Annotated in this window: 17 protein-coding genes; 7 read left to right on the top strand and 10 right to left on the bottom strand. The window is 61.8% G+C overall.

The window, feature by feature from the left end; all coding sequences use genetic code 11:
* Window positions 1-48: 48 nt before the first annotated feature.
* The 5 genes from leuS to EOS_RS29635 form a co-directional block, all read right to left on the bottom strand.
* Window positions 49-2,643, bottom strand: coding sequence for a leucine--tRNA ligase (gene leuS, locus EOS_RS29655; RefSeq protein ID WP_047895762.1), 2,595 nt, complete (start codon window positions 2,641-2,643; stop codon window positions 49-51).
* A gap of 193 nt (window positions 2,644-2,836) precedes the next feature.
* Window positions 2,837-3,262, bottom strand: coding sequence for an ExbD/TolR family protein (locus tag EOS_RS29650; RefSeq protein WP_047895761.1), 426 nt, complete (start codon window positions 3,260-3,262; stop codon window positions 2,837-2,839).
* A gap of 40 nt (window positions 3,263-3,302) precedes the next feature.
* Window positions 3,303-4,007 carry a MotA/TolQ/ExbB proton channel family protein gene (locus EOS_RS29645; protein ID WP_047895760.1) on the bottom strand — a complete coding sequence of 235 codons (705 nt, stop codon included), beginning with the start codon at window positions 4,005-4,007 and terminating at the stop codon, window positions 3,303-3,305.
* A 26-nt stretch (window positions 4,008-4,033) separates the two neighbouring features.
* On the bottom strand, window positions 4,034-4,831 hold the full coding sequence (gene dapB / locus EOS_RS29640) for a 4-hydroxy-tetrahydrodipicolinate reductase (protein WP_047895759.1): 798 nt from the start codon (window positions 4,829-4,831) through the stop codon (window positions 4,034-4,036).
* A 138-nt stretch (window positions 4,832-4,969) separates the two neighbouring features.
* Entirely contained in the window at window positions 4,970-5,791 is an 822-nt protein-coding gene (locus EOS_RS29635; RefSeq protein ID WP_047895758.1) for an outer membrane protein assembly factor BamE, read from the bottom strand.
* A gap of 201 nt (window positions 5,792-5,992) precedes the next feature.
* Here EOS_RS29635 and fur point away from each other — a divergent pair, with 201 nt between their 5' ends.
* Complete coding sequence (gene fur, locus EOS_RS29630; protein ID WP_047895757.1) at window positions 5,993-6,421, top strand: ferric iron uptake transcriptional regulator; 429 nt, start codon at window positions 5,993-5,995, stop codon at window positions 6,419-6,421.
* 127 nt (window positions 6,422-6,548) lie between these two features.
* On the opposite strand, the gene gap is transcribed toward fur, so the two are convergent.
* On the bottom strand, window positions 6,549-7,559 hold the full coding sequence (gene gap / locus EOS_RS29625) for a type I glyceraldehyde-3-phosphate dehydrogenase (RefSeq protein WP_047895756.1): 1,011 nt from the start codon (window positions 7,557-7,559) through the stop codon (window positions 6,549-6,551).
* Window positions 7,560-7,630: 71 nt separating this feature from the next.
* A complete protein-coding gene (tkt, locus tag EOS_RS29620) occupies window positions 7,631-9,661 on the bottom strand; it encodes a transketolase (RefSeq protein WP_047895755.1) in 2,031 nt (676 codons plus the stop codon).
* Window positions 9,662-10,030: 369 nt separating this feature from the next.
* Here tkt and EOS_RS29615 point away from each other — a divergent pair, with 369 nt between their 5' ends.
* Together EOS_RS29615 and EOS_RS29610 are read left to right on the top strand one after the other, a co-directional pair.
* Entirely contained in the window at window positions 10,031-10,444 is a 414-nt protein-coding gene (locus tag EOS_RS29615) for a VOC family protein (RefSeq protein ID WP_047895754.1), read from the top strand.
* A 101-nt stretch (window positions 10,445-10,545) separates the two neighbouring features.
* A complete protein-coding gene (locus EOS_RS29610; protein WP_047895753.1) occupies window positions 10,546-11,283 on the top strand; it encodes a 16S rRNA (uracil(1498)-N(3))-methyltransferase in 738 nt (245 codons plus the stop codon).
* A 152-nt stretch (window positions 11,284-11,435) separates the two neighbouring features.
* Here EOS_RS29610 and EOS_RS29605 read toward each other — a convergent pair whose 3' ends face one another.
* The 3 genes from EOS_RS29605 to EOS_RS29595 form a co-directional block, all read right to left on the bottom strand.
* On the bottom strand, window positions 11,436-11,993 hold the full coding sequence (locus tag EOS_RS29605; RefSeq protein ID WP_047895752.1) for a barstar family protein: 558 nt from the start codon (window positions 11,991-11,993) through the stop codon (window positions 11,436-11,438).
* A gap of 5 nt (window positions 11,994-11,998) precedes the next feature.
* On the bottom strand, window positions 11,999-12,517 hold the full coding sequence (locus tag EOS_RS29600) for a ribonuclease (RefSeq protein ID WP_053064079.1): 519 nt from the start codon (window positions 12,515-12,517) through the stop codon (window positions 11,999-12,001).
* A 563-nt stretch (window positions 12,518-13,080) separates the two neighbouring features.
* Window positions 13,081-15,387, bottom strand: coding sequence for an NADP-dependent malic enzyme (locus EOS_RS29595; protein ID WP_047895751.1), 2,307 nt, complete (start codon window positions 15,385-15,387; stop codon window positions 13,081-13,083).
* A gap of 245 nt (window positions 15,388-15,632) precedes the next feature.
* On the opposite strand from EOS_RS29595, the gene thiL reads away from it, so the two are divergent.
* The 4 genes from thiL to EOS_RS29575 all read left to right on the top strand — a co-directional run bounded on the left by thiL (window position 15,633) and on the right by EOS_RS29575 (window position 21,127).
* Window positions 15,633-16,676, top strand: a complete 1,044-nt coding sequence (gene thiL, locus EOS_RS29590) for a thiamine-phosphate kinase (RefSeq protein WP_047895774.1) — start codon at window positions 15,633-15,635, stop codon at window positions 16,674-16,676.
* Window positions 16,666-17,202 (top strand): phosphatidylglycerophosphatase A family protein, encoded by a 537-nt coding sequence (locus tag EOS_RS29585; protein ID WP_200908716.1) that lies wholly within the window; start codon window positions 16,666-16,668, stop codon window positions 17,200-17,202. The genes thiL and EOS_RS29585 overlap by 11 nt, the downstream gene beginning before the upstream one ends.
* 48 nt (window positions 17,203-17,250) lie before the next feature.
* Window positions 17,251-17,751: a CinA family protein gene (locus EOS_RS29580; RefSeq protein ID WP_047895750.1), complete on the top strand. Its 501-nt coding sequence runs from the start codon at window positions 17,251-17,253 to the stop codon at window positions 17,749-17,751.
* Window positions 17,752-17,812: 61 nt separating this feature from the next.
* Complete coding sequence (locus tag EOS_RS29575) at window positions 17,813-21,127, top strand: DEAD/DEAH box helicase (RefSeq protein WP_047895749.1); 3,315 nt, start codon at window positions 17,813-17,815, stop codon at window positions 21,125-21,127.
* Window positions 21,128-21,144: the final 17 nt, after the last annotated feature.

Below are 21,144 nucleotides of genomic sequence, written 5' to 3'. Positions count from 1 at the left end.
TCCTGCTCACAACGTCCTCCAGGATTTTCACCGCGCGCGATCTCCGGCTCATACGACCACGTTCACCAGTCGGCCCGGCACCACGACGACCTTCTTCGGCGCGCGCCCTTCCGAGAATTTCTCGAACATCTCGTGCGCAACCGCCGCCTTTTCGATGTCCTCGCGCGACGCATCCTTCGCCATGGTGAGCGCTCCGCGCACCTTGCCGTTGACCTGGAGCACGAGTTCAATTTCAGCCTGCTCGAGCGCGGCTTCGTCCACCTTCGGCCAGGCTGCGTCGAGCAAACTGCCATGCAGATCCGCGTAACCGAGTTCCTGCCACAGCTGGAACGTGATGTGCGGCACGACCGGATACAGGACACGTAGCAATACGCCGAAGGTTTCGTTAAGAACGGCCGGCGTTGCGTCTTTCGCGCTGTCCACGGCGTTCAGCATCTTCATGGCTGCCGAAACGACCGTGTTGTACTGCAAGCGGCCGTAGTCGAAATCGGCTTGCTTCAGGATGCTGTAGATCTCGCGGCGCAGCGTGCGGTCGGAATCGTTCAGCTTCGATGTATCGAGCTTTGCGTGTGTTTTAAGCACACCGGCACGACCATGCGCGAGTTGCCATACGCGACGCAAGAAGCGGCTCGCACCTTCGACGCCCGTGCCCGACCATTCGAGCGACTGCTCGGGGGGAGCCGCGAACATCACGAACAGACGAGCGGTATCCGCACCGTAGGCATCGATCAGCGATTGCGGATCCACGCCGTTGTTCTTCGACTTCGACATCTTCTCCACGCCGCCGATCACCACCGGCTGGCCGTCGGCGTTCAGCACCGCGCCGACCGGCCGGCCTTTGTCGTCATGCGAGACGGTTACGTCGGCGGGATTGATCCAGGTCTTCTTGCCCGCCGCGTCTTCGCGGAAGTAGGTTTCGTTCAGCACCATGCCCTGCGTGAGCAGGTTCTTCGCCGGTTCGCCGAACTTCACCAAGCCCAGATCGCGCATCACCTTGGTCCAGAAACGCGAGTACAGCAGGTGAAGAATCGCGTGCTCGATCCCGCCGATGTACTGATCCATCGGCATCCAGTAATCGGTGCGCTCGTCGACCATCGTCGTCGCGTCTGGCGCGGCGTAACGCGAGAAATACCAGGACGAATCGACGAACGTGTCCATGGTGTCCGTTTCACGCTTTGCCGGCGCGCCGCACTTCGGGCACGTGCAATTGACGAAGGCTTCGGATTTGGCGAGCGGGTTGCCCGTGCCGTCCGGCACGAGGTCTTCCGGCAACACGACCGGCAAATCCGCTTCCGGCACCGGCACGTCGCCGCACGTAGCACAGTGGATGATCGGAATCGGGGTGCCCCAATAGCGCTGGCGGGAAATGCCCCAGTCGCGCAGACGCCAGGTGACTTGCTTGTCGCCCAGATTCTTCGCTTTCAGGTCCGCGGCGATCGCATTGATCGCCTCTTCGAAGCCGAGGCCATCATACTTGCCGCTGTTGATCAGCGTGCCCGTGCCCTTTTCTGCGTACCACTCTTCCCACGCGTCGGTGCTGTAAGTCCTGCCTTGCATCGCGACCACTTGCTTGATCGGCAGCGCGTATTTCTTCGCGAACGCGAAGTCGCGTTCGTCGTGGGACGGCACGCCCATCACCGCGCCTTCGCCGTAGCTCATCAGCACGTAGTTGCCGACCCAGACTTCGACCTTCTCCTGCGTCAGCGGATGCGTGACGAAGAAGCCCGTGGGCATGCCCTTTTTTTCCATTGTCGCGACATCGGCTTCAGCCACACCGCCGCGTTTGCATTCTTCGATAAACGCCTGCAGGCCCGCGTTATCGCGAGCAAGACGCGTTGCCAGCGGATGCTCAGCGGCAACGGCGGCGAAGGTCACGCCCATGATGGTGTCGGCGCGCGTAGTGAACACGCGCAGCAGCTTGCTTTCGCCGTCGATCTCGTAGGGGAAACCGAAATTCACGCCAAAGCTCTTGCCGATCCAGTTCTGCTGCATCACCTTCACGCGCTCGGGCCAGCCGAGGCCGTCCAGGTCGCCGAGCAGTTGGTCCGCGTAATCCGTGATGCGCATGTAGTACATCGGGATCTCGCGCTTTTCCACCAGCGCGCCCGAGCGCCAGCCACGCCCGTCGATCACCTGCTCGTTGGCGAGCACGGTCTGGTCTTCCGGGTCCCAGTTCACCGTCCCGGTCTTCTTATAGACGATGCCCTTTTCCAGCATCTTCAGGAACAGCCACTGGTTCCATTTGTAGTACTCGGGTTTGCACGACGCAATTTCTCGCGACCAGTCGATAGCCAGCCCCATCGACTGCATCTGCTTCTTCATGTAGTCGATGTTGTCGTACGTCCACTTCGCCGGCGGCACGTTGTTCGCCATCGCGGCGTTTTCCGCGGGCATGCCGAACGCGTCCCAGCCCATGGGCATCAGCACGTTGTGGCCGTTCATGCGCAGGAAACGGTACATCACGTCGTTGATGGTGTAGTTGCGCACGTGGCCCATGTGCAGCTTGCCCGACGGGTACGGCAGCATGGACACGCAGTAGAACTTGGGCTTGTCGCTGGTTTCGGTCGACCGGTAGACATCTTTCGCGCGCCAGTCGCCTTGCGCTGCGGATTCGACGTCGGCGGGTACGTATTTATCTTGCATGGTGGTTTTTGGCTTTCTTCGGCTAGTGCGGGCGTTCAGCGTTCGCCGGACCTGGCGCTCATGATCGCGTATAGAGGTTTTGGGCCCGGTGGACGTGTCAGCCGGGCAAAACGCGATTATACCGGCTGTGACCGCGGGGCGACGCTGGGTGCCTTGAAGCGGCGGCGATTGCCACGCGGGGCCGCAGGCTTTTCTACCGCGCCGGCTTCACCTGATCCGTCACGAAGCCAATCTTGTCCAGCCCTGCGCTCTGCGCCGCGCCCATGACTTGCGCGATCACCTCGTAACGCGTCGCACGCGACGCCCTCAGGTGAATCTCCGGCGGTGCTGCACGCTTACCTTCAGCCGCGAACTGCGCACGCATCTGCTCGAGCGTAATCGGCTTGTCGTTCCAGTAGAGCTTGCCGGTATCGTCGATGGAAAGCGTGATGGTCTCCGGCGTCTCGCGCACGACTTGCGACGCCACCTTCGGCAAATCCAGCCGGATAGCATGCGTGAACAACGGCGCCGTGATGATGAAAATCACCAGCAACACCAGCATGACGTCGATCAACGGCGTCATGTTGATCTCCGCCATGGGAGCGCCGTTCGATTTCTTGTCCAGTCCGCCGAATGCCATGATGTGCTCGCCCGGTGCGTGGTATTGAAGGGTCGGTGCCTTAAACCACGCGGTCTTGAACCGGTGTGCTCTTGACGCGGCGCGGCGCCACGCCGCTCGTGTACGCGTGCAGGTCGTGCGCAAAGCCGTCGAGTTCTTCAGATATCTGCCGCACCAGCCGCCCCAGCACGTTGTACGCAAGCACTGCCGGGATCGCGACGACCAGTCCGAACGCCGTCATGATCAGCGCCTCGCCAACCGGACCCGCCACATTCTCGATCATCGCCTGCCCGCTCGCCGCGATGCTGCCCAGCGCGTGATAAATGCCCCACACGGTGCCGAGCAAACCGACGAACGGTGCCGTACTGCCCACCGACGCCAGCAAAACCTGCCCGAACTCAAGCCGCCTTTGCGATGCCAGCAACGCATGCCGCAGCGCGCGCAACACGCGCTCGCCGGGCTCCACATGCGCGATCAGCGCACCGGGCATTTCCGCCTCTGACGCCCGCCACGCGGCGATCGCAAGCGGCAGGTACACGCGCTCCTTATCGGCTTTGCGCAACTCCGCGATGCCCTCGGCGAGCGTCGGCGCCTGCCAGAACCGCTGCACGGCGCGCGGTCCCTGACGCTTCGCGCGCACCAGCACCCACGCCTTCACGATCAGAAAACACCAGCTCGCCACCGACATGGCCAGAAGCACGCCCGCGACGCCATGCGTGATGCCGTCGCTGCTTTGCAGATAATGGATGATGCCGGTTGTAGCCATCGGACAAAGACCTCGGGGTGAGCGGCTCAGCGCAAACCGAGCACGTCCTGCATGTCGAACAAACCGCGCTCGCGGCCCGCGAGAAAGTGGGCGGCGCGCAACGAGCCCTGTGCATAGGACAGCCGGTTGGCCGATTTGTGCGTGATCTCGATCCGCTCGCCGATGCCCGCGAACAACACCGTGTGATCGCCGACGATGTCACCGCCGCGAATTGCCGCAAACCCGATAGTCGACGGATCACGTTCGCCCGTGACACCTTCGCGGCCATACACGGCGCAATCCTTCAGTTCACGACCAAGCGCATGAGCGATGGTTTCACCCATTGCAAGCGCGGTGCCTGACGGCGCGTCGACCTTGTGCCGGTGATGTGCTTCGATGATTTCGATGTCGTAGCCTTCGGCGAAATGCCGCGCCGCGAACTCAAGCAGCTTGAGCGTTACATTCACGCCAACGCTCATGTTCGGTGCGAACACGATGCCGATTCGATCGCCGGCAGCGCGTAATTGGGCTTTCTGGTCATCGTCGAAACCCGTCGTGCCGATGACCATCTTCACGTTATGCCGCAACGCGGCTTCCAGATGCACGAGCGTGCCTTCGGGACGCGTGAAGTCGATCAGCACGTCGGCGTTGGCGAATACACGTTCGATATCGTCCGTCAGAATAACGCCCGTCTCTTGTCCGAGGAACGCGCCTGCGTCCTGGCCGAGCTGCGGCGATCCGGTTCTGCCGAGCGCGCCGGCCAGCGTGGCGTTGGGGTCCTTGAGAACGGTTTCAATCAGCATGCGGCCCATGCGGCCCGATGCGCCGGCAATGGCGATTTTCATGGCGTATCTCGCGTGAGTTGGGGCTATCAAGTCAGAAGCGTCGAAGCGATGCGGCCGACGCTTGGCGCGCGACCGCCCGAACACAGTGGAACCGGACGAAACCAGGCAAAACGAGCGGGACCAAGCCCGCCGCTTTGCTTAGTTGGTACTCGTCGACGGCACGGAGGTGCCTTGACCTGTCGTGTTCGCTGGGCTCGGCGACGTGCCTTGCGGACCGACGGCGCTGCTGTCCGGGACCGTCACCGTATCTGGACGACGCTGCAACTGGATCTGCGCGTTGCCTGTGGTGTTGTTGGCGTTCGGCAAGCCCGGGCTGCCCGGCACGTTCGGCATGGCCGACGAGCGGACCCGTCCGGTAGGCGCCTGCACAGCGGTGGTCGCGCGATTGGCGGCTTGCGCGGCTTGCTGGTTGGCGTCGCCGGCGAACGCATTCGCTGCACTCGATGCGTCTGGCTGGACACCCGGCGCACTCGCTGCCGCAGCGACCGCAGTACCGCTGGACGACGCGGCTGCCGCAGCAGCTGAGCTGGCCCCGCTCGCCGCAGCCGGAGCGACGGGGAGCTTACGGCCCTTGTCGCCATCGATTTCCGCCAGCAACTCTAGATTCGACGGCAAATTCTCGCCGCCCGACCAGCTCGCCACGCGATCGCCCGCGAACAGCACGACGAAGTCACGCTGCTGCACGACCGACGTAGAACCGCGCTTGAAGTAGAAGATGTAGTCCCAGCGATCCGCATGGAACATGTCCGCGAGCAACGGCGTGCCGAGCAGCGCCTTCACCTGGTCGCGCGACATGCCGACTTTCAACTGGCTCGCTGCTTCCTGCGAAACGAAATTCCCTTGCACGACCGTGATCCGGTACGGTGTGATGCGCTGCGCGATGCTCTGCGTAACGCTATCGTAAGTGGAACAACCGGCCAGGACGGTCATAGTCGCGGCGGCGATCAAGGATCCGCGCATACGACGGCTCTCCCGGCTATTCAATAAAGATTTTAGAAACATTTCACCCTTCATTTCACCCTTCGCCTGGCCCATCGCCCGTGGGGGCGCAAGAAGTTTCGGAGTCTTTCGGAGATCGCGCCATTTCGTTCGGATGGTGACCGGAACGGTAAAAACGCATTACTATGAGAACCTTGAATTGTACTCTAGGGATGCCTAGCGATGACCAATCCCGCCGATCTGAAAAATATCGGGCTGAAGGCGACCTTGCCCCGGCTCAAGATACTTGAGATTTTCCAGCATAGCCCTGTGCGTCACCTGACTGCAGAAGACGTGTATAGAAACCTGTTGCACGAAGAACTCGACATCGGTCTGGCGACCGTGTACCGCGTGCTCACGCAGTTCGAGCAAGCGGGCCTACTGTCACGCAGTAACTTCGAGTCGGGCAAAGCCGTGTTCGAACTCAACGAAGGGACCCACCACGACCATCTGGTGTGTCTTGACTGCGGCATGGTGGAAGAGTTTTTCGACGCCGAGATCGAAAGCCGTCAGCAGGATATTGCCAAGGAGCGTGGCTTCAAGCTGCACGAACACGCGCTCGCGCTGTATGGCACCTGCACGAAGGAGCACTGTCCCCACAGGAAGAACTGATTTCGACGGCCCGTTCATGCGCGTGACGTTGGCGCGCCAGGTGTGAAAAAGCCACCGGTTCTTGCAAACCGGCGGCTTTTTTTCAGCTTGATTTCACTGCGTTACTTGGCAGCTTTACTTCGCGGCTTTACTTCGCATTCGCCAGCGCCACGGCCGTATCCAGCATGCGGTTCGAGAAGCCCCACTCGTTGTCGTACCAGCTCGACACCTTCACCAGACGGCCCGAGACCTTCGTGAGCGTAGCGTCGAAGGTGGACGAAGCCGGGTTGTGGTTGAAGTCGATCGAGACCAGCGGTGCAGTGTTATAGCCCAGGATGCCCTTCAACGCGCCTTCCGATGCTTCCTTCATGATCGAATTCACTTCATCCACCGTCGTGTCGCGTGCAGCGATGAACGACAGGTCGACGATCGACACATTGATGGTCGGCACGCGAATCGCGTAACCATCCAGCTTGCCGTTCAGTTCCGGCAACACCAGACCCACCGCCGACGCAGCACCCGTCTTCGTCGGAATCTGGCTGTGCGTGGCCGAGCGCGCGCGGCGCAGATCTTCGTGATACACGTCCGTCAGCACCTGGTCGTTCGTGTAGGCGTGGATCGTAGTCATCAGACCGTTCACCAGGCCGATCTTGTCGTTGAGCGGCTTGACGAGCGGTGCCAGGCAGTTCGTCGTGCACGATGCATTCGAGATGACCGTATCCGACGCCTTCAGCACATGGTGATTCACGCCATAAACGATGGTCGCATCCACATCCTTACCGCCCGGCGCCGAGATGATGACCTTCTTCGCACCGCCCTTGATGTGCGCGCTGGCCTTTTCCTTCGTCGTGAAAAAGCCCGTGCATTCCATCACCACGTCGACGTTCAGCTCGCCCCAGGGCAATTCGGCCGGGTTGCGGTTCGCCAGCACGCGGATCCGGTCGCCGTTGACCACGAGGTAATCGCCGTCCACCGACACTTCGCCTGGGAACTTGCCGTGCGCCGTGTCGTACTGCGTCAGGTGTGCGTTCGTGTTGGCATCGCCAAGGTCGTTGATGGCAACGATCTCGATGTCGTGCTTCTTGCCGTTTTCATAGAAGGCGCGCAGCGTATTGCGGCCGATCCGGCCGTAGCCGTTGATTGCAACGCGAATCGTCATGGTCTATCTCCTGATGGCTGAAAAAAATTCCAGTTCGCCGCTGCCGGGTTCGCTTTTTACAAAGCGCCCGATCAGCCCGCGAGCGCAGCTTTTGCCGTCTCCACGACATGCTCGACGGTGAAGCCGAAATACTTGAAAAGCTCGCCGGCGGGTGCGGATTCGCCGAACGAATCGATGCCCACCACGCCGCCTTCGAGACCCACGTACTTACGCCAGAAATCGGTCACGCCGGCCTCGATCGCCACGCGCACGACGCCCTTGGGCAACACGCGGTCGCGATATTCCTGGTCTTGCAGATCGAACGCGTTCGTACAAGGCATGGAAACGATACGCGCGCCAATGCCTTCCTGCGCCAGTTTCTCGCCGGCTTTGAGCGCCAGTTCGACTTCCGAACCCGTCGCGATCAAGATGATCTTGCGTGCGGGAATGTCGTCGTTCCAGTCGCGCAGCACGTAGCCGCCCTTCGAAATGTTCGCGATCTGCACGTCGTTACGCGGCGAGAACAGCAGGTTCTGACGCGTGAAAATCAGCGCCGACGGCCCTTTGTGCTCAATAGCGTACGTCCATGCCACAGCGGTCTCGACGGTATCCGCCGGACGCCACACCTGTAAGTGCGGAATCAGCCGCAAGCTCGACGTTTGTTCCACCGACTGGTGCGTCGGGCCGTCTTCGCCGAGGCCGATCGAATCGTGCGTGAACACGAAGATGGACGGCGCCTTCATCAGTGCCGCCACGCGCAGTGCGTTGCGGCTGTAGTCCGAGAACGTCAGGAACGTGCCGCCGAACGGCCGATATCCGCCATGCAGCACGATGCCGTTGATGGCCGCGCTCATGCCGAATTCGCGCACGCCGTAGTTGATATGGTTGCCCCACTGGATCTGGTTCGTGCCTTCACCGGCGCGCACCGGCTTCGATGCCTTCCAGTTCGTCAAATTCGAACCCGTCAGGTCGGCGGAACCGCCGAGCAGTTCAGGCAGCGCGGCGGCAAGGCCGTCGAGCGTTTGCTGCGACGCCTTGCGCGTGGCAATGGTTTCGCCCTTCTGATTCGCCGCCTCGATAATGTCCTTCGCGTCCTGCGCCCACTTCGCCGGCAGTTCGCCGTTCATCCGGCGCACGAATTCAGCGGCTTCGGCCGAATACTTCACACGGTATGCATCGAATTGCTTGTTCCACTCCGCTTCCGCGCGCGCGCCCTCTTCCTTCGCGTCCCACGCGGCATAGACTTCCTGCGGAATCACGAACGGTTCCCAAGTCCAGCCCATACCGGCACGGGCATCGGCAATTTCTTTGGCGCCGAGCGGCGCGCCGTGCGAATCGTGGCTGCCTTGCTTCGTCGGCGCACCCTTGCCGATGGTCGTACGGCAGCAGATCAGCGTGGGCTTGTCCGAGGTTTTCGCCTGTGCGATTGCCGCGTCCACAGCCTCCACGTTGTGGCCGTCCACCGCGCGGATGACGTTCCAGCCGTAGGCTTCGAAACGCTTCGGGGTGTCGTCGTGGAACCAGTGCTCAACGTGACCGTCGATGGAGATGCCATTGTCGTCGTACAGCGCGATCAGCTTGTTCAGCTTGAGCGTACCGGCGAACGAACAGGCTTCGTGCGAGATGCCTTCCATCATGCAGCCGTCGCCGAGGAACACGTACGTATGGTGGTCGACGATCTTCGCGCCGTCCTTGTTGAACTCCGCCGCCAGCAGCGCTTCGGCGAGCGCCATGCCGACTGCGTTCGCGAGACCTTGGCCGAGCGGACCGGTCGTCGTTTCCACGCCCGGCGTGATGCCGTATTCCGGATGTCCCGGCGTCTTCGAATGCAGTTGGCGGAAGCTCTTCAGTTCGTTGATCGGCAGGTCATAGCCGGTCAGGTGCAGCAGCGAATACAGCAGCATGGAGCCATGGCCGTTTGACAACACAAAACGATCGCGGTCGGCCCAGTGCGGATTGCCCGGGTTGTGCTTCAGGTGACGCGACCAGAGCGCGACACCGATTTCCGCCATGCCCATTGGCATGCCCGGATGGCCGGAGTTGGCTTGTTGAACGGCGTCCATTGCCAGCGCACGGATTGCGTTGGCCATCAGGGTGCTCTGGCTGGAAGTCGGGGTCGTCATGTCGAGTCCGGTAGGTCCTGAAAAGATCCTGGGATGATTCTGGGCGACGCACCGGGGCGAACGATGAAACCACGTTTTCAGCACCCGGAGCGACGAGAAACGAAGAGGATCGGAAGGCGATTATTCTAACAGACGACTTTGGGGCACTGGCGCGCCCATGGCGGGGAACCGGGCGGCGGCAGGCGGTGCCCGGGAGGATCGCTCAGGCGGCAAGGGGAAATCGTAGCGAACCCTTTGTGCGGGCACGCTCCCTGCACGGATACCTCCGCTCGTGCGACCTGACGGCGCGGCCAAAAAACCGCCCGCCCCTTATGCCAAAGGGCGCCATGGCACAATGCACCCATCAGCCGAGCTCGAGGAGAAGCCCTTATGACCGACCCCCGCCCCGCCGATGTGCCGTGGCTTACCCCGTACCTGACTGTTCGCGATGCCCGTGTCAGCACCGGCTTCTACGAACAGGCGCTAGGTTTTGCGGTGCGTGACAGCGTCAACGACGACGGCGCCGTGATCCATGTGGAAATGACGTATCGCGGACAGTTGATCCTGATGTTTGCGCCGGAAGGCGCATACGGCTCGCACGCGAAGACACCGAAAAGCACCGGCTTGATGGCGCCGCAGTCGTTTTATCTATACGTCGACGATGTAGACGCCGCATTCGCGCGCGCGGTCGCGGTTGGCGCAAAGCCGCTGATCGAGCCGCAAGACCAGTACTGGGGCGATCGATTTGCGCAGTTCGAAGACCCGGATGGGTATCGCTGGGCAATCGCCCGGCATTTGAACTAGGCTGGGCGCCGTCGCGTTTCACATCGATTCGATTGATCAACGCTCAAACACCGATCCACTTCCCTGCCCGCGCGCTTCACGGTGTCCGGGCGAGTTACTTCATGCCACGCTTTTTCGTTGCCGGTCCGCTCGTCGCGGGCGAAATCATGCCCTTGCCGGACGATGTCGTCCGTCATATCCACGTCCTGCGCCTGCAAACCGACGATACTGTCCACCTCTTCAATGGCCTGGGCGGTGAATATCGCGGGCGTCTGGTCGAGATCGGCAAGCGCGCAGCGACCGTGCAACTCGATCAATTCACCGACAGCGAGGCAGAGCCGCCGTATCGCGTGACGCTCGCGCAGGGTGTGGCGGGCGGCGACAAGATGGATTGGCTGATCGAGAAGGCGGTGGAACTGGGCGTATCGTCCGTCGTTCCGCTCACCGCCGAGCGCGGCGTGGTGCGGCTGTCGGGAGACCGCGCGTCGCGTCGGCAAGTGCATTGGCAGGCCCTGGTGCGGGCCGCGTGCGAGCAATGCGGAAGAAATCGGGTGCCGGACGTAGCGGCGCCTCAGGATCTGGATAAATGGCTGGACAGCCTGCCGCCCGCTCAGGACGGCGAGTTGCGGCTGTTGCTGTCGCCGCGGGCGCAGCTTGGTTTCGCGTCCCTGCCGGCGAGCGCACCCGCTGCGCCGGTGACAGTCGTGATTGGCCCGGAAGCCGGATTTTCGCCGGCAGAGGAAGCATCAATAGTCGATGCCGGTTTTGTCACGCTCGGCCTGGGACCGCGAGTCTTGCGCACCGAAACGGCTGGCATCGCGGTCCTGGCGGCGCTCGCGGCGCGCTGGGGCGGGTGGTGATCCAGCCGCAGTAACCACACCGCGAATGAAACGCAAAAAAGCCGGTCGGCGCCTGTGTTCAACAGACGACGACCGGCTTTATTTAGCTCTTTGCGCCGAAAAAACGAAGCCCCTGGCAGGCAGAACTATCTACTACGTCCGAACGCAGGCGTTCAGGCGAACGAGTAAAACACCCTGAACGCCACACGCCGTTCCGCCCAGAATTCCGCGGCTTCGCGAAACACGTCAAGCAAGGTCTCGCGCCCTTCTTTGTCAAATTTCTGCGCAACGGGCAGCGCTTCCAGCACGATCACGAAACCCGGCTGCGAACCGGCTTTGTGCACGAGGTCGGTAAGACTGTCGTACAGCGCGTCGTAGTTCTTTCCAAAGTGTTTAGGAAACAAAAACGACGTGGCGATGGTTTCGAGCACTTCCTGCTTGCTCTGGGCCTGGCCGCAATACGCGTAGAGAAAATGCTGGCCCAGCTTGCTCGCTTCGTCGGCGAGATCCTGGACCCTGAAAGCGCGGATCGACTGCACGATGTTCGATCGTACCGTCTTGAAAAGACTCATAGACCCCTCGTTCAATGATGACAGCGCCGCGCTCTGTTCGTCGTCGGGTCGATTTTCGTCTGTCGTGCGGAGTCGCAAAACTCGCTGGAACATGTTGCCATCGCCGGCGAAAAGATCACCCGCGACACCGTTGTCGTGCGCGTAGATGTTGTCGCTCATGCCATTCATCCCGAAGTTAATCCCGCAATGCGTTTAAAACTCACGTAATGGTCGTCGCTGTAGAAGCAGTTGTCGATCTGCCGACGGGGCCCGCCACATACAATCCGGCGTGCGCCGCGATCGCGGGCGCGCGGCGTAGGAACGGTGTATTCGTGGTAAAAACCGCGCGGGTGCGGCGGCAGCAAACGCTCGCGATTGCCAAACACGATGCCGTCTTTCTCAAACGGGAAGGGCCCGCCAGCCTCAATCCGCCGCAGCGTCACAATGGCCTGTTTTGGCAATTGCGATGCATCGACGGTGGTCTGCGACGGCCCCGAACCCGCTGGTGCGGTATCGCGCCAGCTCTCTGCGCGCGGATCGCTTTGCAGCTTGTCCCTGTCTTGCAACACGTGCGGCGGCTCGGCTTGCGACGCTAATGCCGAGGTGTTCGCGGCCGGACTCTGGGAATCCGGCCCGCTTTTCCCGCAGCCGCTGAACACCAGAGAAAGCGCCACGATGAATCCACAAAACCATGCGCGCTTCACGAAACCCGTCCCCGCTTTGAACCCAAAAATATGACGACCATGAAAGACGTAAGGGTATCGCTAATGACACTCGGAATCAATGTTGGTTCGGAAGATGCCGGTTTTTTGGGCGCTTTTTACGGCTTATAGGACCATTGCATGCGGTCTGCCGGTGATTTTCCGTTGATGATCGAAAAAATCGGGGCGGATCATATTTAGGATAAAACTGAGATATTTTTATCTTGATTGAGTTAATAATAGGTTCATGCATGGTTTGGGGAGTGGAACCAGCGTCGCCTCTCTCGCGAAGCTCCCACGGTGTAAAAGCCGGCGCCATCGCTGTTTGGAGGACAAAGCAAATCCCCTTGCATACCTCGTAGCGTGCCGGATCATCTGGCACGTTTTTTTCGTTTGGGACGCGGCGGAAATATCAGGAATCCGGCAGCCAAGCGCTGCATCTTGGCGACGCAAACGTCGCCGAAATGAAAAAGAGGGATGGCGACCCTCCGTCGCCATCCCTCTTTTCGAACTTCTACTCAAACTTCTGCCCAAACCCGCCAGTCCTGCGTGGGCTTAAAAAAACCTTATCGCGCGATAGCCGTTGCGTCCGCCACCAGCAACGCCGTCATATTGACGATCCGGCGCACCGTAGCCGACGCCGTCAGCACATGCACCGGTTGAGCCGCGCCCAGCAGGATCGGGCCAATGGCAATGTTGTTACCGGCCGCCGTCTTCAGCAGGTTGTACGAAATATTCGCGGCATCGATATTCGGCAGTACGAGCAAATTCGCATCGCCAACCAAGGTCGATTCCGGCAGGATTTCGCGACGCAGATTGGCATCCAGCGCCACGTCACCATGCATTTCGCCGTCTACGTCCAGGTCCGGCGCACGTTCGCGGAGCAACGCCAGCGTGTCGCGCATCTTGATGGCCGTCGGCGCGTTGCTCGTGCCGAAGTTCGAATGCGAGAGCAGCGCGATCTTTGGCACGATGCCAAAGCGGCGCACTTCTTCCGCCGCCATGATCGTGATTTCGCAGAGCTGTTCGGGCGTGGGGTCCACGTTCACGTGGGTGTCGACAATGAAGATCTGCCGGCCCGGCAGCACGAGCGCATTCATTGCGGCGTAAACGCTGCAGCCTTCCTTCTTGCCGATCACCTGATCGACGAAATGCAGGTGCCGGTGCGTCGTGCTGATCGTGCCGCAGATCATGCCGTCCGCTTCGCCCTTTTTCACCAGCATGGAGCCGATCAGCGTTGTGCGGCGGCGCATTTCCAGCTTTGCCATCTGCTCGCTGATGCCCTTGCGAGCCATCATCTTGTGATAGGTCTGCCAGAAATCGCGATACCGCTCGTCGTGATCGGTATCGACAACGGTGAAGTCCACGCCCGCCGTCAACCGCAAACCGTACTTCGTGATCCGCTGCGCGATCACAGCCGGGCGTCCGATCAGGATCGGCTTGGCGATCTTCTCGTCCACCGCGATCTGCACGGCGCGCAGCACGCGCTCTTCTTCACCCTCGGCGAACACAATGCGTTTCTTGTCCGGCTCCACACTGCGTGCGAGCTGGAACACGGGCTTCATGGTCGTGCCGCTGTGATACACGAACTGCTGCAAATGCTGTTCGTACGCATCCATGTCTTCGATAGGACGCGTTGCCACGCCTGAATCCATCGCGGCCTTGGCCACGGCCGGCGCGATCTTCACGATCAAACGCGGGTCGAAGGGTTTCGGAATCAGGTACTCGGGACCAAACGACAAATCCTGGATGCCGTAAGCCGTCGCGACGATATCGCTTTGTTCCTGCCGCGCCAGATCCGCGATCGCGTTCACCGCGGCAATTTCCATCTCGCGCGTGATCGTGCTCGCGCCCGCATCCAGCGCACCGCGGAAGATGAACGGGAAGCACAGCACGTTGTTGACCTGATTCGGGTAGTCCGTGCGGCCGGTGGCAAGCACCGCATCCGGGCGAACTTCCAGCGCGAGTTCCGGCAGGATTTCCGGCGTCGGGTTGGCGAGCGCGAGAATCAGCGGCTTTTGCGCCATGCCCTTGACCATTTCCTGCTTCAACACACCACCAGCGGACAGCCCGAGGAATACGTCTGCGCCTTCCATCACGTCAGCCAGCGTACGCGCCGAGGTTTCGCGCGCAAAACGCTCCTTGTCCGGGTCCATCAATTCCACGCGGCCCTTGTAGACCACGCCGGCCAGATCCGTCACGAAGATGTTCTCGAGCTTCATGCCGAGTTCGACCAACAGGTCCAGACAGGCGAGCGCCGCCGCGCCCGCACCGGAGGCGACCAGCTTCACCTCTTCAATCTTCTTGCCGACCACCACCAGGCCGTTGGTGATGGCAGCCGCGACCACGATCGCCGTGCCGTGCTGGTCGTCATGGAACACCGGGATCTTCATGCGCTTGCGGCATTCCCGTTCCACGATGAAGCAATCCGGCGCCTTGATGTCTTCCAGGTTGATGCCGCCGAACGTAGGTTCGAGCGCGCAGATCACGTCGACAAGCTTGTGCGGGTCCATCTCGTTCAACTCGATGTCGAACACGTCGATGCCTGCGAACTTCTTGAACAACACCGCCTTGCCTTCCATGACCGGCTTCGACGCGAGTGGCCCGATATTACCGAGCCCGAGCACCGCCGTACCGTTCGTCACGACGCCGACCAGGTTGCTGCGCGCGGTGAAACGCGCGGCGTTCAGCGGATTGGCGACGATTTCCTCGCACGCGAAAGCCACGCCCGGTGAATACGCCAGCGCGAGATCGCGCTGGTTGATCATCTGCTTGGTCGGAGCAATCGCGATTTTGCCGGGGGTGGGAAACTCGTGGTAATCGAGCGCGGCTTCGCGGAGTTTGGCTTTGGCGCTATCGGCAGGAGTGGTCATGAGGCGTCGGGCTAAGGGCAAGATTAGAATAGAAGTTCGAACGCATTGTAGCGCCAATCAACGGGCTCTCCGGATGGCAATACCGGCAATTCGCGGCTGATAGCCCATACGGACAAGGCTTGGAAAAACAGCGTAAACCGCATGCCGGCAGCCGCTTCACGCCGCTAATTTCCCTTATTGAGATGAAACGCGCGTCAACAGGCGCGCATCGTCCCCAACTCTCCCTCGACATTGCCGGACCGCCGATGCTCTCAGAGTTTTCCCTGATCGAACGATATTTTTCCCAGCCCGCCGCCGCGTTTCCGTCAACGGAGCATGGACCGAAGGCGACGCTCGGTATCGGCGACGATTGCGCGCTGCTCGCTGCGAAGCGCGGCCAGCACCTGGCGATTTCCACCGACATGCTGGTGTCGGGCCGCCATTTTTTCCCCGATGTCTCGCCGTGGGCGCTCGGTTACAAGGCGCTGGCGGTGAACCTGTCGGACCTCGCTGCGATGGGCGCGAAACCGCGCGCGTTCACCCTCGCGCTATCGATGCCGAAAGCCGATGAAAGCTGGCTCGAAGCCTTCAGCGAAGGCCTTTTCCATATCGCGAAGCAATACGGCTGCGAGCTGATCGGCGGCGATACGACCGGCGGACCGCACGTGAGCATCAGCATCACCATCTTCGGCGACGTCCCGGCGGCTCGTGCGCTGCGACGCGATGCCGCGCGCCCCGGCGACGACATCTGGGTATCCGGCGTGCTCGGCGGCGCGCGCGCTGGGCTGGGCATCCGCCGCGGCGAATGGTCGATGAAAAACCCCGCCGACGAAGCCATCGCAATCAAGGCGCTCGAGCAGCCGGAACCGCGCGTGGCGCTCGGCATCGCGTTGCGGGGGATCGCGCATGCCGCGCTCGATCTGTCGGACGGCCTCGCCGGCGACCTGCTCCATATATTGAAGCGCTCGAAGGTGCGCGCGACGGTGAATATCGATCAGGTGCCGCGCTCGGGCGTAATCGCCGCCCTGCCCCCGGCCGCGCAGGTGCGCAGCATCCTGGCCGGCGGCGACGACTACGAACTCTGCTTCACCGCGCCCGCGAACGCGCGCGCCAAAATCGACCGGATCGGGAAGGCTCAGAAAGTTTTGCTGACGCGCATCGGTACAATCGAGGGTCTGGCCGCGTCCTTGGCTCCCGCGTCATTGGCCCCGTCTGGTACGCCCAACGACCTGCCGGCCATCGACTGGCGCGACAACACTGGTCCGGTTTCTTTCCTCGACACGGGCTTCGACCATTTTCATGCAGACTGATCCGACCATCGACACACTCGACGACACACCGCCACCCAAGCCCCCGCGCCGGACGAGCGCGCGCTTCATGCTGTCGCACCCGCTGCATATCCTGTCGCTGGGCTTCGGCAGCGGCTTGTCCCCCATCGCGCCGGGCACCGTCGGCACCTTGTTCGCGTGGGTGTCGTTCGTGGTGTTCAACCCGCACCTGACGGTCGCCGAATGGGCCGTGCTGATCGCCGTCGGCTTCGTGGCCGGCTGCTGGTTCTGCGGTTTCACGGCGAAGAAAATGGGCATTGCCGATCCATCGCCGGTGGTGTGGGACGAGATCGTTGCGTTCTGGCTGGTGTTGCTGTTCGTCACGCCGGCCACGTTCACCGGGCAGTTGTGGGCGTTCATCGTGTTTCGTTTCTTCGATATGGTGAAACCCCCGCCCATCCGTTATTTCGACCGCCAGTTGAAAGGCGGTTTCGGCATCATGTTCGACGATATCGCCGCTGCGTTCTTCACGTTGCTCGTGATCGCGCTGTGGCGCATGACGATCTGATGCTCCGGCTTATCCCTCACCTCCGACCAGCCCAACCGAGTCTCCGCCATGGCCACCGATAAAGTCGTCCACCAGCTCGCTATCCGTGCCGGCAACAAACTGCGCGACGAGCGGCTGATGCTCGCGACCGCGGAGTCCTGCACCGGCGGTCTGGTCGCCGCCGCCATGACCGATATTTCCGGCAGCAGCGCGTGGTTCGAGCGCGGTTTTGTCACCTATTCGAACCTGGCGAAGACCGAGATGATCGGCGTGCCGGCCGACATGATCGAGCGCCATGGCGCGGTGAGTGAACCCGTTGCCCGGGCCATGGCCGAAGGCGCGCTGAGGAATAGCCGGGCACAGGTATCGCTTTCTATTACCGGCGTGGCCGGCCCGGGCGGTGGCACGGAAACCAAGCCCGTCGGCATGGTGTCGTTTGCGTGGAGCAACCGCTTGCACACGGCGGTGGAAACGCAGCAATTCAAGGGCGATCGCGAGCAGATTCGTATCCAGGCAGCCGCGCATGCATTGCGCGGTTTGCTGGAACTACTGGACAGAAGGGAACGGTGATCAAGCGGATGGCGGCAACACAGGCTGAGACGGGAACGGCCATGCACGGACGGGTTTGCTGATGCCGGCGTTTGCGTACGACACGGCTCAGATCATCAAGTGGCTCGGCTCGCATACCGTGGCCAAGGCGCGTACCTATGTGGACGAAGTGACGCGTCTGCACTGGGACGAAGACGTACTCCGCGCCAATGTTCAAGGGACGCAACGCCGGCCCTATACCGTCGAAGTCATGTTTCACGACCACCACGGCTTGCTGTCCGCGCAAGGCCATTGTTCGTGCCCGGTCGGATTCGGCTGCAAGCACGCCGCCGCCGTGTTGCTTGCGAGCGCCTCGGACAGACCGCGAGAGTCCGAAGCCGTGCGCCCCGAAGTGGCAGGCTGGCTTGAAGGATTCCGCTCGCGCTTTGCATCCACTCGCAACGCCTCCGCAAAAAAGCCCGGTGAGGCGAATGGCGCGCTCGGGCTTGTTTATGTTTTGGGCGCGTCGCGCATCATGCGCACCGCCGAGGTCGCGTTGCATAAAGTACGGCTCAGTCCAGACGGTTCGTTCCAGACGCTCGACCGGCCGTGGACCAATCTGGACGCCGCGCTCGTGAAGCAGCCAAAGTTTGTCAGCGACGAAGACATGACGATCGTGCGGGCGCTCGTGATTGGACGCACCCGCAACGATTTCGGCGGTTTTGGGTTGCACGGCGAAGAAGGCGCGGATCTTCTGCATCGAATGATGGCAACGGGCCGGCTCTTCAGCGCCATGCCTACCTCCCAGGACGTTGCGGAGCCCCGCCGGCCGCTAGGCGAAGGCGCGATGCGGCCGGGACGAATCGAGTGGACGCCGGATCTGGACGACCGCGTGCGGCCCGTGCTGCAAACCGAGCCCGCAGCCACGTTGATCATTCCCACCGAACCGCTCTGGTTCGCCGATGCGGAAACGCGTGAAGCGGGCATCGTGGATATGCCGCAACCCGCGCGGCAACTGGCCGACTATTTGTCGATGCCGCCTATCTCACTTGCCGAAGCGCCGCTGGTCAGCGCGATGCTGCGCGAAGTTGCATCCGACTTGCCCCCGCCGCCGGAGCAGGAAACGCTGAATCTGCATGTTGTCGATACCGAGCCGGTGCCGGTGCTCGTGCTCGATACGCGGCCCGTCAACGGCAGTTGGCGGCCACGCGACGAGCGCACGGCCGCCAACGTGCTCGATTTCGCCCTGGTGAGCTTCGATTACGACGGCTTCAGCATCGACCCCACGCGCGCTACCACGGTCATGCGCGCCGCGTCCGGCGAAATGGTTCAAGTGAATCGCCGCCACGACGTGGAAGCGCGTTACCTCGCCTCGCTTTACGATCTCGGCTTCCGCCAGATCCCCTCGCATCAACGCTTTGGCCCCAAGCCCATTCCGAACGGCGTGATCGGCTTGCCCGCGCCCGCTGCCTGGGCCTCGTTCACCAACGACGCACTGCCCGCGTTGCGCGAGGACGGCTGGCGCGTGAGCATGTCGCCAGAATTCCGCTTCGACTTCATCGAGATCGACGACATCCAGGGCACCGCGCGTCAGGCGGCTGACGGCTGGTTCGACCTGGAGCTTGGCATTGTCGTGGGCGAGCGGAGCGTCCGGCTTGAACCGCTTCTGGCCGACCTGTTTCAGCGCGACCGGCGCTGGCTGGCGGGCGCCATCGATTCGATACCTGACGACGAAGGCATCGAGCTCAAGACCGATCTCGGCGAGCGGCTGCGGGTGCGCGCGGCACGAATCAAGCCGGTGGTGCGGGTACTGATCGATCTCTTCGATACCATCGGTTCCCATCCGCTGCGTGTCTCCGAACAGGATGCCGGGCGGCTGGAAGCACTGAGCGACACAGGTCGCTGGCAGTTTCACGGCGACGTCTCCATTCGCGAGCTTGCGCAGCGTTTGCAGGAAGGGCCGGGGCTGCGGGAAGTGCCCGTGCCGCACGGCCTGCAGGCGGAGCTTCGCGTGTATCAGCGTGAAGGGCTCAACTGGATGCAGTACTTGCGCGAGCGCAATCTGTCGGGTGTTCTCGCCGATGACATGGGCCTCGGCAAGACCGTGCAGACGCTCGCGCACATCCTGGTCGAAAAGGAGTCGGGACGCCTCGACCGGCCGGCGCTGGTCGTGCTGCCCACCACGCTGATTCACAACTGGCGCGAGGAAGCGCGCAAGTTTGCGCCTGCGCTTCGGGTGCTGGATCTGCATGGCCCGCAACGTAAGGAACGTTTCGATCAGATCGGCGAGCACGATCTCGTGCTGACTACGTACCCGCTGCTGTGGCGCGATCAGGCGATGTTGTCGCTGCACGAGTACCACCTGTTGATCCTGGATGAAGCGCAGATCGTGAAGAACGTCGCGACCAAGGCAGCGAAGGGGATTCGAGATTTACGCGCGCGGCATCGGTTGTGTCTGACGGGTACGCCGCTGGAAAATCACCTTGGCGAGTTGTGGGCACAGTTCGACTTTCTGCTGCCTGGTTTCCTCGGTTCACAGAAAGACTTCACGAAACGCTGGCGCACGCCGATTGAAAAATACGACGATCCCGTGCGGCGCGATTTGCTTGTGCGGCGGATTCGGCCGTTCATGTTGCGTCGAAGAAAGGACGAAGTCGCAAAGGAATTGCCGCAGAAAACCACGATCGTGCGAACGGTCGCGCTCGAGGGTGCGCAGCGTGATTTGTACGAGACAGTGCGGATCGCGATGCAGGAAAAAGTGCGTATGGCGGTGGCGGACCAGGGTTTGGCGCGCAGCCATATTGTCGTGCTCGAGGCGCTGCTGAAGTTGCGGCAAGTTTGCTGCGATCCGGCGTTGGTGAAGCTCGCGCGGGCTGGGCGTGTCGAGGAATCGGCGAAGCTCGATTTATTACTCGATATGTTGCCGGAGCTGCTTGAGGAGGGGCGTCGGGTGCTGTTGTTTTCGCAGTTCACGGGGATGCTCGCGATCATTGCCGCCGCGCTCGATAAAGCCGGGCTCCCGTATGTCACCTTGACTGGAGATACCACTGATCGGGTTATGCCTGTAAAGCGCTTCCAGGACGGTGAGGTGCCGCTGTTCCTGATCAGTTTGAAGGCGGGCGGCGTGGGCTTGAATCTGACTGCCGCCGATACCGTGATTCACTACGACCCGTGGTGGAATCCGGCAGCTGAGAACCAGGCGACGGACCGGGCGCATCGGATAGGGCAATTGAAGCCCGTGTTTGTTTATAAGCTGATCGTGGCGGGGAGTATTGAAGAGCGCATTGTCGCGATGCAGGACCGCAAGGCCGCTCTCGCCGATAGTATTTTGCGTGAGGACAAAGCGGGTGCGGCGAAGTTTTCTGCCGAGGATATTGAGGCTTTGCTGGCGCCGATGCCGGAGATGCTGGCCGGCTGATTTTGCTCGCGCCGGTG

The sequence above is a fragment of the Caballeronia mineralivorans PML1(12) genome (assembly GCF_001028175.1).
Classification (GTDB): domain Bacteria; phylum Pseudomonadota; class Gammaproteobacteria; order Burkholderiales; family Burkholderiaceae; genus Caballeronia; species Caballeronia mineralivorans.
Note: the sequence above shows the minus strand (reverse complement) of the source record. Positions and strands in the feature narration are given on the sequence as shown.

Excerpts from the sequence above, each read along its gene's own strand:
- fur (WP_047895757.1), top strand. The coding sequence starts at position 5,993 with ATGACCAATCCCGCCGATCTGAAAAATATCGGGCTGAAGGCGACCTTG.
- EOS_RS29580 (WP_047895750.1), top strand. The coding sequence starts at position 17,251 with ATGGCCACCGATAAAGTCGTCCACCAGCTCGCTATCCGTGCCGGCAAC.
- EOS_RS29575 (WP_047895749.1), top strand. The coding sequence starts at position 17,813 with ATGCCGGCGTTTGCGTACGACACGGCTCAGATCATCAAGTGGCTCGGC.
- EOS_RS29605 (WP_047895752.1), bottom strand. The coding sequence starts at position 11,993 with ATGAGCGACAACATCTACGCGCACGACAACGGTGTCGCGGGTGATCTT.
- EOS_RS29635 (WP_047895758.1), bottom strand. The coding sequence starts at position 5,791 with ATGCGCGGATCCTTGATCGCCGCCGCGACTATGACCGTCCTGGCCGGT.
- EOS_RS29585 (WP_200908716.1), top strand. The coding sequence starts at position 16,666 with ATGCAGACTGATCCGACCATCGACACACTCGACGACACACCGCCACCC.
- gap (WP_047895756.1), bottom strand. The coding sequence starts at position 7,559 with ATGACGATTCGCGTTGCAATCAACGGCTACGGCCGGATCGGCCGCAAT.
- EOS_RS29650 (WP_047895761.1), bottom strand. The coding sequence starts at position 3,262 with ATGGCATTCGGCGGACTGGACAAGAAATCGAACGGCGCTCCCATGGCG.
- EOS_RS29595 (WP_047895751.1), bottom strand. The coding sequence starts at position 15,387 with ATGACCACTCCTGCCGATAGCGCCAAAGCCAAACTCCGCGAAGCCGCG.
- leuS (WP_047895762.1), bottom strand. The coding sequence starts at position 2,643 with ATGCAAGATAAATACGTACCCGCCGACGTCGAATCCGCAGCGCAAGGC.
- EOS_RS29645 (WP_047895760.1), bottom strand. The coding sequence starts at position 4,007 with ATGGCTACAACCGGCATCATCCATTATCTGCAAAGCAGCGACGGCATC.
- tkt (WP_047895755.1), bottom strand. The coding sequence starts at position 9,661 with ATGACGACCCCGACTTCCAGCCAGAGCACCCTGATGGCCAACGCAATC.
- dapB (WP_047895759.1), bottom strand. The coding sequence starts at position 4,831 with ATGAAAATCGCCATTGCCGGCGCATCGGGCCGCATGGGCCGCATGCTG.
- thiL (WP_047895774.1), top strand. The coding sequence starts at position 15,633 with ATGCTCTCAGAGTTTTCCCTGATCGAACGATATTTTTCCCAGCCCGCC.
- EOS_RS29615 (WP_047895754.1), top strand. The coding sequence starts at position 10,031 with ATGACCGACCCCCGCCCCGCCGATGTGCCGTGGCTTACCCCGTACCTG.
- EOS_RS29610 (WP_047895753.1), top strand. The coding sequence starts at position 10,546 with ATGCCACGCTTTTTCGTTGCCGGTCCGCTCGTCGCGGGCGAAATCATG.